This is a genomic window from Treponema vincentii F0403 (assembly GCF_000412995.1).
GTDB classification, from domain to species: Bacteria; Spirochaetota; Spirochaetia; order Treponematales; family Treponemataceae; genus Treponema; species Treponema vincentii.
Map to the genome: position 1 here is coordinate 730,014 of NZ_KE332512.1, position 14,253 is coordinate 744,266.

Below are 14,253 nucleotides of genomic sequence, written 5' to 3' on the forward strand. Positions count from 1 at the left end.
AACCATCATATTTTTACCTCTAAAAAAGCTGTAAAGGTCTTGACACGCCGAAATACGTCTCACAGTCTCACAGTCTCACAGTCTCACAGTCTCTGTGCAAATATAGGTCTCTCTTTTTTACACGCATTCATCATCGATTTTTCTCATCAGTATGCACGCAAAGAAGGGTACAATTTTCTATCAAATCCCTTCTTAACAGCTACTGTGCAGTATATATGCACTCCCCCTTATCCTAAAACCGGAGGAACGCATGCGTAAACTTTACACCAGTACAATCGGAATTTTTTTAACCTTTTTGTTTATATCCTGTACGCAGTTTACCGCCGATATAGAAGACTATTTGAGTTATTGGTCAACGGAAGTTGCCTCTACCAATTTTACAATCGATACACCATATACAAGAGTGGGAGAGATGCCGTATGTATCGTCGGCGGAAGATGTAATAGTTACGATTAAACTGCGAAATCCCAAAAAACTGACCCTCAAGATGCCGACATCCTCCAATAATGTTATCCGTTTTCCGGGGCTGTCTACTCAACCTCAGTACGGTACAGCAAAAGACTATACCCTCACGCAAACGACAAGCAATAAACTCACCCTCACATATAAGAAAGATTTTTTACAAGCGCACGAATGGGGTTCAGGCGATATCGGAGCCGAGATTACCTTCATTGCTGATGACAATAGAGTCTTTGACAAGCGATTCAGTATGAACTTCAAAGTGAATACGCCGCCTCCAAAACCCGACTTTATCGTTGCAAAGACAACCGGCACGCCTTCGTATTATGTGCTTTGTATTACGGTGCCGAAGACTGATATGCAGGAGACAATAGCGGGGGGATTGTTGCATAAGGATATTAAGCGTATCGACATAAACGGGACACCCTATTCGTTTTCAGTAAACGAGACAGAAAAGAAATTTGTAAAACCTGAAGCTGATGCCTTTATTACGCTTTCCGATGTAACAAAGCTCTCTGAACCTGATGCCGATGAGGTTCCTGCAGACGGATGGGTTCTATACTATAAAACCGATGCGGAAGTGAAAGACGGGGCTGCAAAAAAAGACTACACGATTACACTTGCAGATGAAAAGGGCTTGGTTTCCGCAGCCTTGAATGCAAGTACAAAGCCCAATAGACCTGCTCCCGTTCACATCAGTCTCGTAAAGGGAATTTGTACGGCAGATGTAAACAACGACAATACCGAAACAACTCCTCATACTATAGCTGTAGGCGGCCAAAACAAACCTGCAACACTACGCCTTACCAGTGCTACAGCGAATGCAACTATTTATTATACTCTAACGGAAACCTCCGCAGGAAGCACAGCAAGTCCGTCTAACGGAAGCGGCGCCGGAAGCGGATTTGATATCTCTTTACCCATTCAAACAGGAAAAACCGAAGCGAAGTATACGCTTACCGCATGGGCGGAAGCAGACGGTTTTGAAACGGGTACTACCCGTACCGTTTATTATAAAATTATCGCGCAAAGTACCGATACGGCTTTAAACGAACTGAAGTTAACGGAAGGCACTGTCAATTATTCAGCCTCCCTTATTGCAGGCAGTGATTCTGCTTATATCTGCAAGATTCTATTTACGGGAGTGGCAAGAACCTTGAATCTTACAGCAAAAACGGCGAACGATCAGTCAAAAATAACCGCTGTAACGGTAAACGGCACCACCCCCGCAGGCTTTGTAGCCGCTAACACGGTAACGCTTGTAAATGCCGTAACATTGCCTGATAGCCTACCTGCACAAGCAGTGGTAAAAATTACCGTAACGGGAGAGGACACGAGTGCAACGAAAGAGTATACGCTTACGGTTACAGCTATCGACCCACCGGTACTCAATAGCTTAGCTTTTTCCTCCGGCGGTACACCGGTGCAGTTTAGCAATGCAGCGGACACTGGAAACGAAGCCTTTAGCACAAATACTCTTGAATATTATATTTTTGCGGCACAGCTTAGTCCAAGCTCTCTGAGCTTTACTGCCACACCTGAAGCCGATGCAGCGGTTACGGTAAAAGTAAACGGTAGCGACCATACGGGAACAACGGTAACGCTTCCCACCGTAGGAGGAGAAACACTCGTAACCTTTACCGTAGAAAAGGCAGGGTTGCAAAATGAATACAAGGTACACATTAAACGAAAGGCTTATACGGTAACCCTGATGGCAAAAAGTTCCGACGACGAATCGGCAGCAGGCGGCGGTACAATCAACGTAACAAACGCAGTGGGAACAGGAGGCATAAGCTCTGTAAGCAACAACAATTCGGCTGAAGTTACCGTAAAAGCTGAAATCGGAGCAACAATCACGGCAACCGCAACCCCTAATACGGGTTACACGTTTATGAAATGGAGCGGCATAAGTGTTACATCACCAACCAATGTTAACCTTTCTTATGTAGTTGGAAGTAATGCTGAAATAAAGGCGGAATTTCAGTCTCCCAATATCTATGTCCGCGGAACAAACGGCGATTGGTATAGCAATACTACCAACGTACCGGGAGGGGCAGCCGAGGGCAATGACGATACGGGAACCGGTTCAAAGCAAAAACCGTATAAAACCGTTTCCAAAGCCTTGAGCCAATGTACAGAAACAGGCACACCATATACTATCTTTGTAGACGGAACAATTAACGAAACTGTTACACTCAATATTCCAAGCGGCAAAACGGTTACGATAGAATCGTTACGGAAGGATACGCCTGCGGTAATAGAGGAAAAACGAGTATCCCCCAGCGCTTATCAGTATCTTCTTACAACGGCGGGAACGCTTACCCTCGATTCCGTTATCTTAAAAGCGAATAAAACGGGTACTCATACACCTGACGCTAGCACATTTATTTGCGGCATACAACAAAACGGCGGAGCGGTAACCGTTAAAGGCGAAAGGACAGAAATTAAAAACTTTGCCCATGCCGTGGAGATTAAGAGCGGAACTTTTACCATGGAGAACGGTTCAATCTGCAATAATTATGTAAACGGCGGAAGCTCCGGCGTAGAGATAGGAGGGGGCGGGACATTTATCTTAAAAGGCGGCTCTATAAAAGTTAATGAGGCGACCAGCATGGCAGGCGTGTATGTAAAAGGTTCCAGCGAAAGCAGTAAAGGAACATTTAAAATGGAAAGCGGTGAAATATCGGGTAATAAAGCAAAATGCTTGGGAGGCGGTATTTATGTCGGCGAATACGGAGTCGCAGATATTTCAGGCGGAACAATAAAAGCCAACCATGCGGCGCAAAGCACCTATAAAAATCCCGCCGAAGATGTCGGCGGCGGCGGTATCTATGTAGAAAAAGGTACCGTTAATTTTACGGGCGGCACTATAGAGGGAAACATTATCCACGAAGTGGAAAAAAACTGCGGAGCCGGGGTCTTTATCGGTAAAAAGGGAACATTCAATATGTCGGGCGGCTCCATTAAGGATTGTACAACCGAAACATCTGCTTTTAGGCCGAGCCGAGGCGTCGGCGTGTATGTATCCGGCGGTAGTACGCCTAACACAGAAGGCACATTCAAGATGACAGGCGGTACAATCGAAAATTGCAAACCCCTTGCGGGTCATACAGGAGCCGGCGGCGCTGTGTATGTGGGCCAGTATGGAAAGTTTAGTATGAGCGGAAATGTAAACATCAGCACCAATGAAACGGATACGGGTAAAAACGACATATACCTTGCAACTGGGAAAAAAATCACCATTGCCGGAAAGCTCGATCGTAATTATCACGTTGCCCGTATAACGCCTGAAAGCTATCCTGCATCATCTTCTTCTAACACACAGGTATTAGAAAATCCGACAGGTAACACTACAAACGTAGCCGAAAACCATTTTAAATTTACTGTAACACGCGACTCAAATACAAATAAGGCTTACTGTGTAAATGAAGCAGGTCTTATACGGCAGCAGGTAGATACTACTCCTGATGACGTAAGCTTCCAAAACTGGGGGAAATTAAAAGCCGCAATCGAAAACGCAAGCAATGGTGATGTCATTTATATTAGAAACAATTGCCAAGCCTTGAATGATTCCGATACAATTACAGTAACCAAAACGATAACCCTTATAGGATTAACAGTGAATCAAGTTAATCTTAACGGCAATAGAAAATGTAGAATCTTTAAAATTACAAATGGGGGAAATTTTACCATTAAAAATGTGACGTTAGAAGGGGGAGATGCTCAAAACGATGGCGGAAACGGCGGCGGCGGCATATTGTTGGCGAGCGGAGGAACCAAATCGCTTACGCTGGAAAATGTTACTATTAGCGCTTGTTATAATTCTAAGAACGGTTTGTGCCACGGAGTCGGAATTGCTATATACGACGGAACCGTTACGATGAAGGACAAAGCTACTATATCAGGCTGCGAAACTCTCGTTCATAACCGTTTTGGAGGAGGGGTCTATATCGGTTCAGGAGGTGTCCTCAATATAGACGGGTCTGCGGGCTCAACATATGAGACTGAACCTAATATCAGTAGCTGTAAAGCGTATAAGGGCGGCGGCGTTTATATTGCAAATGGCGGAAAACTTAACTTAATAAAAGGACGTATTTTGGGAAATAGAGCCAAAGGTAGTACGGGAGAAGGGTACGCTGTATACAACGAAAATACCACTTCGAACTCATTTAACTGGTTGGGAGGCGCGATTAAATACCATTATGTCGGTTCGGGTGGCTCTGTAATTGAAGGACCGTGCAATAACCCTAACCATTTTGTTGCAGACTAACCCTATAGGGTACAGCAACCACTGTCGGCAGCCGCCTTGTCGCTCAAGGCGGCGCGCAGTATGCAGGGGCTTTTTGGATAAACCCTTGCTTTCATTACATCCATCAACGGACAGGGCGATCAAGCGGAAGTAGAGATTCTATAATAACCTTTGTATCCTCTGCATCTTTAGCGGTTGAATACCCCCTCAACGCCACACCGCTATACATTTTTGACGAGGAGGTTGCGCCTTTTAGATATATACTATAGTATAGAACACCATCATACCACTGCACATATCAAAGATGAGCAAAAAAATGAATATAATCGATTTTATTTACAACATTGTTAAGGGACTCAATTTACCTACAACTATTTTAATATCCTTTGCGTTAATATTGATAAGCGGTTTCTTAGTAACCAGATTCACAAAAAAACTCCAGCTGCCGAAAGTAAGCGGTTATATTCTGGCAGGAATTTTAATCGGCCCGAGCGGATTACATTTAATTCATCGGGATTTTATCGCTAACTTAGATGTTATCTCGGTTATCGCACTCAGCTTTATCGCCTTTGATATGGGACGGTACTTTAAGCGCAGTGACGGGAAAAAAGAAATCGAAAATGTCGTATTCATTACGCTCTGCGAATCGCTGCTGGCGGGATGCCTCGTTACTATTGTTATGCTCTCCGTCTTTAAAATGAGGCTTTCGTTTTCACTCTTGCTCGGAGCGATTGCAACGGCTACGGCTCCTGCAAGCACTATCATGACTATAAAAGAATACAACGGCAAGGGGCCGTTTGTCGATCTGCTTTTGCGTATTACCGCGTTTGACGATGTCGTATGTCTTTTTGTGTTCAGTATTATGGTTGCCGTTGTCAATGCACAGGAAAGCGACGTATTTAATATCATGAGTATTGCGGAGCCGATTGCCCTCAATGCCGCAATGTTGATTTTAGGCTTTTTTACCGCCCTGTGCATGGAATTTTTAATTACGGAAAAACGGAGCTTTGATAACAGACTGATCTTGGCTGTTGCGTTTCTCTTTTTGATTTCCGGTATTTGTTCTTATTTTGATGTAAGCCCGCTGCTTGCCTGTATGGTCTGCGGTGCCGTGTATTATAATCGAACAAATGATAAAACCTTGTTCGACCAGATGAATAATTTTTCCCCGCCGGTGATGAGCAGCTTTTTTATTATTTCCGGTATGAATATGGATCTAAGCATTATCGTAACGGCAGGAATTATCGGCGTTGCGTATTTCTTTATCAGAATAATCGGAAAATATATCGGCGCATACACATCGTGCAAAATACTGTCGATCGATAAAAAAATAACCGACAATATGGGTTTTGCCCTAATGCCGCAAGCAGGTGTCGCCATCGGACTTGCCTTTATGGGTAAGGCGATGCTGCCGGAAAAAGACGGCTTAATCCTATTCAATATCATTTTGGCCTCTTCGGTTTTATATGAATTGATGGGGCCGGTAACCGCAAAGATAGCGCTGATACGGTCGGGAGCAATCAACCCTGAAAGCTTTAAAAAACCGATAAAATAAACTGCGCAAAATACCGTGTTGTATATTCACCGCCCCTCTTGTATACTACTATTTAATATTGGATGAGGGAGTAAGTATAATGAAAAAAGCCGGTATTGTTTTAATGATCATAGCCTTGACAGCCGTTATCGGCGGCTGCGGTAAAGGTGCGGGTTCAACTGATGCAAAGCAAAAAGCGTATATTGCAAAGCTGCAGGAACAAACGCAGAGCAAGTACGACGATCCGAAGCTCTCGGATTTTGAAAAGCAGTTTTTGCCGCAGTATGCGATAGAAACACCCGAACCCGAACAAGAAGCAAAGATACCGGCTTTTAAGGCTCCGGCGCCGCAGACGTCTGCAAAAGACGCATCGGTTATTCCCGGAGTACGGGCGCTAACGGCATACCAAACCGCCTATACGCCCCGATTAATGGAAACCGGCGCTCAACCTAAGGATGCCGGCGGAGACGGAAGTTCCGGCAATGCCGATTCCCCCTCGGATGCACGGCAAGGCGCGGAAACTATCGACCTTCCGCAAGGCGGGGCGCTTACGGTTGCCGATTGGGGACCGAAAGGCAAGATTCCCGCTGCGGTAACCGCCCCTTCGTTGTATGTCGTGTTCTCGCTGCCGGTTAAGGCGATCGCTGCTCTGGAAAAACCGGCAGCGGAGTCGTCCTGCTTATCGATCAGCCCCGCCGTAAAGGGAGTATTCCGCTGGTACGGCTCGCGTTACCTTGCCTTTGAGCCGGAGGAAAGTCTTAAACCCGGACAGGAATACACGATGACGGTTAAAGACGAAGTACAGGCGCTCAACGGTAAAAAAATCGAAGGCAGAAAGCAATTTAAGATTACCAGCGAAACGCTGCGGATAACGTACATGCAGCCCGGCTATACGCTGCGGAAAAACTCCGACCGGTGGATACCGATCGACACCGACAACCTCATCCCGGAAGCGGCAAACGATGTACAGCTCAGCTTCAATTATCCGGTACGCCCCGAAGACCTGTCTTCCATCCTCTCCGTATCGGTGCAGGAAGCGGGAAAACAAGCCGTTCCCTACCGCTACACCCTCTCCCGCATCGAAGGGGAAAACGACTTCAACGTATTGGTTACAATCGGCGAAAAAATTCCCTTTAACGCAACGGTTACCGTCGCGGCAAAACGGCCGGACGGCTCTCTTACAAGCGTGCGATACCATACTCTCAAACCGTTTACCGCACGGGGAGCGGCGGCTTATCATAACGACTACGGATACACAAACCCGATAAGGATCGGTTTTTCACATCCGGTAGATACAAAGACCGTACTCAATAATATTTCCATAAATCCGCCGCTCGCATTCGATGAAAAGAACATCGAGGTGCTCAATTCGGCATACAATCCGGCCGTGCTGATTCACAGCTTGCCGGTGTCTCCTCAAGAAAAATACACCGTTACCGTGCAAAACGGCATAAAAGACATATACGGCAGAGCCATCGCTTCCGCCGCTTCCTATACGGTTACCATTCCCGACGCACCGAGCTTTGTGCAGTACAACGATTCGGGGCATCTGATGCTGGAAGCGGCGTATCCGCATAAATACCTGTTTGAATATCAAAACATCCTGTCTCCGTCGGACTACGCAGTCGCAAAAACCGATAATCCGCTTAATCTTCTTGTTTGGGGAGAAGCGTACGACAGTTCAAAGGCAAAGACCTTAGACGTCTCCGTGCGGAACAAACGGCAGTTTGAACTTGCCGACCTCGATCCTTACCTTGAAAACGGCAAGGGCTTTGTCCGCATCGATACGGCGGTAACGCTGCCACCCTATTCGCAGCGGGACAAAAAACCGCATGTAAGCCGCAGAACGTCAACCGTTCAGGTAACCGATCTCGGCATTACCGTCCGCGCCGCGCTGAATAAAACCGTCGTGATGGTTTCCAAGCTTTCCACCGGAGAGCCGGTGGAAGGAGCTTCCGTGTATCTTTACGATGCAAAAACCGATAAAGCCGATACGGCTGTCAGCCCCGAAGAAGGTGCGCAAAATCCTTTTGCATCCGGCACCACCGATAAAGAAGGGCTTGCCGTCCTTCCTTACGGCAGCAAAAGCATCCGCTTTTTCCGCAATGCGGAAAGTTACACCGCCGTGTTCGTAGAAAAAGACGGAGACCGCGCAGTGTTCTATCCGCACACCCACAGCCCGTGGCGGTTCGATGTTTCCGCAGCGTATTATCCGCAGGAGGTAGCGGAAACCCGGCAGCGGACATTTCTCTTTTCCGACAGAGGCCTCTACAAGCCCGGAGAAACAGTTTCGTTCAGAGGCATCGACCGCACGCAAACGTTCAGTACCTTCACGCCTTACGAGGGGGACTACACCGTGACGCTCTCAGGCTATTCATGGGAAGGAGATGACGTCGAAGTTGCGATGCAGGGAGGTACGTGCACCGGTTCGGGCAGTTTCTGGGGGTCATTCGATTTGCCGGATGATTTGGCGCCCGGCTCCTACAGCCTTACCTACCGGCGGGCGGACGATACAAACAGCGAACCGCAGGAATGCCTTATCACCGTCGCTTATTTTGAAAAACTGAAATTCCAAGCGGAAGTCGCTCTGCCGCAGCAGCCGCTCATTATGGGAGATACGATTACGGCGGCGGTATCGGCCTCGTACCTTTCCGGCGGAGGGCTCGGTAGGGCTTCCTATAGCGGAAGCTGGATGCGTCAAGGCACCTCTTTCCGGCCGCAGAATCCGGCATTAAAAGGCTACCGATTCGGAGTGGAAGGCTACGGCATCGATCACGTTTCATCGTTCTCGGGAACTCTGTCGAATGCCGGCACGGCGGAACTTTCCTGTCAAGCCGCCGCTACGGAAGGCATTGTCGGCCTGCCTTATCGATACACTGCCGAAGCTTCGATAACCGACGTAAGCAATCAGCAAATTTCCGCACGGGATGCCGTTACGGTACATCCGGCGGCGTTCTATGTCGGGCTTGCGCGGCCTGAAAACCTCACCGGCTTTGCGCAAAAGGGGCAGAAGCTCACCTTCCCGTTCATCCTCGCTTCTCTCGAAGGCAATCCGCTTACCGACACAAAGCTCGCCGCGGGAGATTTTACCGTTGAGCTGATCCGGGAAAACTGGAAGCCCGTGCAGGAACGCGGTGCGGGCGGAAGCATTTATTCAAACTACGAAAAAGAGAATATCACCGAGCATACGGCAACCGTAAAACCCGCGGCGAAGGGAACGGTGCAGCTGACGCCGAAAAATGCCGGTTCATATATTTTGAGCATGAGCGGTACCGATACCGCGGGGCGGAAGTTCAAAACCGATTACCGCTTCTATGTTACCGGATCGGGAGCGAGCTTTTGGGATCGGGATTATGAAGACGCCGTGCGCCTTACCCCCGATCAATCGCTGTATAATCCCGGCGACACCGCCCGTATTTTAATGGAAAGTCCGCTCCCTGCGGGAAGATACCTCATCACGGTGGAACGGGAAGGTATCTTTACGGAAGAAATTAGGGAACTCGGCGGGAATACGCAGGTACTGGAAATTCCTGTTGCGGGCAACTATGTCCCCGTGGTCTATGTCGCGGTGTCGTCATACTCGGTACGGACAAAGGAGCCTGAGCACAAGCTCGGTGAGCTCGATCTTGATAAACCCAAGGGCATTTTCGGGATGACGCCGGTATTTGTGAATACCAGAGTTAAAGCGTTCTCCGTTGAACTTGCCGCGGATAAATCCGTGTACAAGCCCGGAGAGCAGGCGACGATTACGCTGACGGCGACACGAGGCGGTAAGCCTTTAGCAAATGCGGAATTAACCCTGCTTGCCGTAGACCGCGGCGTGCTCGACTTAATAGACTATCACGTCCCGAATCCGCTTGAATTCTTTTATAACCCCGAAAATTTCCGGCTCGGCGTTATGGGCGGAGATTCCCGTTCATGGCTGATGGACCCCGTTATGATGGAAGCAAAGGCGCTTGCAGGCGGCGATTCCGACGGTGGAAAAGAAGGAGACGAAGCCGAACGCAGCAACTTTAATCCGACCGCGGTGTTCATCCCCATCTTAAAGACGGATGCAAACGGGCGGGTAACGGCAACCTTTACGTTGCCGGATACGCTGACCAGCTACCGGCTTACCGCGGTCGGGGCGCATACCGATCTCTTCGCCCTGCACGAAGAAGAAATCACCGTGCAGAACACCGTCAACATCCTGCCGGTTATGCCCCGCCGCCTCCGTGAACGGGATACGGCGGAATGCGGCGTCCTCATTTCCAATGTGGACACCCGCGCTCACAGCATTACGGTAAGCGCCTCAGTCCGCGAACCCGGCTCGCAGGATGATTCCGCTGCCGATGCACAGGGCGGTCAGCAAGGCAGCGCGGGAAATGCTGCCGGTCAAAAAAATGGACAGGGGCAGGATACCTCTACGGTCGGCATACCGCACCGCGGAGCCGCCTTTATCGACGGAGAGACAACGCACACGGTTACCGTTGCAGGCGGACAGCAGGCGGCGGTCTACTTTGACATTGCAGCGGTAAAGGCGGGCACGGTAGAGGCGGTGTTTACCGTTTCTTCCGATGCGCTCAAAGAAAAACTGATTCAGCCGCTCGTTATCGAACGCCCCTTTGTCTTTGAAACCGTAACGGCAACCGGCGCTATTGCGCAAAACGAAAGCGAAGCGGCTGAAGGGCTCGTTATTCCGTCTATGGCGGATTCAAACACCGGATCGCTCAGCCTGACGCTGGATTCGAGCGGGCTCGGCGCATTGTCGTCGGCCATCGATTATGTCTTCGATTATCCGTTCCTCTGCATGGAGCAGCAGTCCGCCCGCGTACTGCCGCTCGTATTGTTTGACAATTACATCGACGTGTTCTCGCTCAAAAGCAAGGTACCGAATGTACGGCACACGGTTACCAAGACGATGGCGGCATGGGCACGGGAGCAGCATGACGACGGCGGCTTCCCCTATTGGCCGGGCGGCTGGGACACGGACTTTTACGTCAGCTTGCGGATTGCGCATATCTGTGCCGCCGCACAGCAGCGCGGATACACCCCCGACGATATCGCCGTCAATACAAAAAGGCTCACCGACTACATTCGCTCGCAGCTGCTTGCAAATAGGAAAGCACTCTCGCCGTATATCCAAGCATACGCCTGCTTTGTATTGGCGATGAACGGCGCCGGTTTTGACGACAGCATTTTAACCGCAGTCCAAACGCGCGTGATTCCTCAGCTGGAAGACTACACCGCGCAGCCGAATGATCTTGCAGCCCTTGCATTGCTGAGCTTAACCTACACGCAGCGGAACCGCGCCGGAGATGCAGCAAAGGCGGCGAAGTGCACTGAGCGGATTATAAACTCCTGCCGCTTTACCACCCGCAGCGTATCGCTTGCGGTACCGCCGCAGCAGGGCTACCGCTTCTGGTACGGGAATGACCTTTCCCTCGACTTGGCGCTTATTCTGCAGAGCTTAGTAAAAGCGGCACCCGATCATAGCCGCGAGGATGCGGTACGGGCAGTGCTGTACACCCTGCTCCAGCGTCAAAAGGGCGGTTATTGGCAAAATACGGCAACTACCGCTCACGTACTGGAAGCAGTGTATGAATATATTCAGTATGCACAGCTTGATGCTACCGACCTCACCGCTGCGGCGTCGCTGCCCGGCGGAGACTTGCTCACTGCGGCGTTCAAAGGAGTGGCAGCAAAACCGGCTTTCCAAATGTTCTCCTTTAAAGAACAGCCGGTGTCGGGAGCAAAGCGGGATACCCTGCTGCCGATACGCTTTACCAAAACCGGTACGGGACAGCTCTACTACACAGCCTCGCTTGCGTATGCACTGCCGCAGGAACGCCAGAAACCGCGCGACGAAGGACTCGGCGTTTCCTGTACTATCCGCGACATCGCCGCAGATAAAATCGTAACGCCGGATTCGGAGAACAGCTCGATGATCACCCTCGAAAGCGGCAAAACCTACGAAATAGCAATCCGCCTCTCGTCAGGAAAGGACTATACGTTTGTCGCATTGCGGGCGCCCATTCCGTCAGGCGCAGAAATTTTAGACGCAGCCTTCGTTACCACCGCATCAAACGATTACGAGGAAGAAGATACGGAAGAGTCGTGGACTGATTGGCGGCCTTTAAGCAAGCAGCAAATATACGACAACGAAGTTCAGTATTTCTGGAATATCTGGGACAAAGGCGGCAGCACGGTACGCTTTAAATTCCGCGCAGCCCGCCGCGGCATATTCCCGTGCCCGCCCGTAACCGCCGAATGTATGTACGAAAACGAAATTTTCGGGCGGAGCAGCGGCACACTCTATGTGATTAAGTGATGGTGATGGGAGGATAGGCAAACGTATCAGACTGAGTAAATTGCGGAACGGCAGTAACCGTGCTATAATACCGATATGAACTTTTCACGGAAACTGCCGGTCGGCATACAAAGCTTTAAAGATTTGCGGAAAAAAAATTTCCTCTATGTTGATAAAACGGAATACATTTTTCGACTGGTAAATAACGGAAAGGTCTATTTCCTAAGCCGCCCGCGCCGGTTTGGGAAAAGCCTTTTCCTTTCAACACTTGCAGCATATTTTCTTGGCCAAAAGGAGCTGTTCACAGACCTGTATCTTGAAAAAGCCGAGGAAGAACAAGCGGAGTTCGAACAACGGGCAGCATGGGAAGCATATCCGGTATTGTATCTGGATTTTAATACAGGCAACTATATAGAATCTGATGAGCTCGGTATGAATCTGAATGGGCATCTCTGCAAATGGGAAAAACTATATGGGGTTGAACCATCCGAACAAAATTTTGCACTCCGTTTTGCAGGTGTTATTACACGAGCCTGCCAACAAACCGGTAAGCAAGTAGTCATCCTCGTAGACGAGTACGATAAACCCTTGCTGCAAACCATGGGTGTAAATGAAGAACTGAACGAACACTATCGCAATACCCTTAAAGCATTTTACTCCGTGATAAAAACCTGCGATCAATATATCCGCTTTGCCTTCCTCACCGGCGTTACCAAGTTCAGCAAGATCAGTATTTTCAGTGATTTGAATAACCTTGAAGATATCAGCCTGCGCAATGATTATGCAGGAATATGCGGCATTACTGAACAGGAACTTGAGCAGAACTTTGAGCCGGAGATAGAAGCATTGAGTATAGCAGAAGGTTTGACGAGAAGTAAAACGCTTGCAGCCTTGAAGAAGCACTATGACGGGTATCTCTTTGCAAAAGCCGGTGTGAATGTGTATAACCCTTTCAGCCTTTTAAGCGCATTTAAGGCGAAGGATTTCGGCAACTATTGGTTCAGTACGGGGACACCGACCTTTTTAGTCAATTACTTAAAAGAGGCTCATTATTTTATTCCGGATTTGGACGGTAATGTCGAACTCAATGAATCGGGGTTGGAAACGTATCGTGCAGTGACAGAAAATGCATTACCTATTCTGTTTCAATCAGGGTATTTGACGATTATAGGGTATATCAAAGAAGCGCGGCTGTATAAGCTCGGCTTTCCGAATGATGAAGTACGATACGGCTTTTTAGAGAATCTACTGCCTGCGTATTCAAGTTTACCGCTCGGTGATACAGGCAAGTCGGTATGGCAGTTTGTACAAGACATCCGTGAGGGGAAAGTTGACTCTTTTATGGAACGGATGAGGTCGATCATAGCAGGTATACCGTATGATGATTTTCCGAAAGAAAAGCTGAAACTGAGGGAACAAAACTATCAAACGGCAGTGTATTTGGTCTTTGCGCTGATGGGGCAGTTTGTGCAGAGTGAGGTGCATTGCTCGACCGGACGAGCTGACTGCGTGGTTACTACTGCAGATAGTATCTACCTCTTTGAGTTTAAGCTCACCGGCAACGGCAGTGCGGAAGACGCACTCAATCAGATAAAAGAGAAAGAATATGCAGCAAAATATCTTACGGACGGTAAGAAGATTGTGCTGATAGGAAGTTCGTTTGACGAGCAGACACGTACGATTAAGGATTGGCAGGTAGCTAATGGGTAATGAACAATAGCG

At 48.8% G+C, this 14,253-nt stretch carries 4 protein-coding genes; all 4 read left to right on the top strand.

Features of this window, described 5'->3' with window-relative positions; translation table 11 throughout:
• Window positions 1–250: 250 nt before the first annotated feature.
• The 4 genes from HMPREF1222_RS03305 to HMPREF1222_RS03320 all read left to right on the top strand — a co-directional run bounded on the left by HMPREF1222_RS03305 (window position 251) and on the right by HMPREF1222_RS03320 (window position 14,241).
• Window positions 251–4,729, top strand: coding sequence for an InlB B-repeat-containing protein (locus HMPREF1222_RS03305; protein WP_016518199.1), 4,479 nt, complete (start codon window positions 251–253; stop codon window positions 4,727–4,729).
• Between the two features lie 295 nt (window positions 4,730–5,024).
• The gene (locus HMPREF1222_RS03310) at window positions 5,025–6,263 is read left to right on the top strand and encodes a cation:proton antiporter (RefSeq protein ID WP_006189205.1); all 1,239 of its coding nucleotides are present in this window, start codon (window positions 5,025–5,027) and stop codon (window positions 6,261–6,263) included.
• A gap of 79 nt (window positions 6,264–6,342) precedes the next feature.
• Complete coding sequence (locus tag HMPREF1222_RS03315) at window positions 6,343–12,552, top strand: alpha-2-macroglobulin family protein (RefSeq protein ID WP_016518200.1); 6,210 nt, start codon at window positions 6,343–6,345, stop codon at window positions 12,550–12,552.
• 75 nt (window positions 12,553–12,627) lie between these two features.
• Window positions 12,628–14,241, top strand: a complete 1,614-nt coding sequence (locus HMPREF1222_RS03320; protein ID WP_016518201.1) for an ATP-binding protein — start codon at window positions 12,628–12,630, stop codon at window positions 14,239–14,241.
• Window positions 14,242–14,253: the final 12 nt, after the last annotated feature.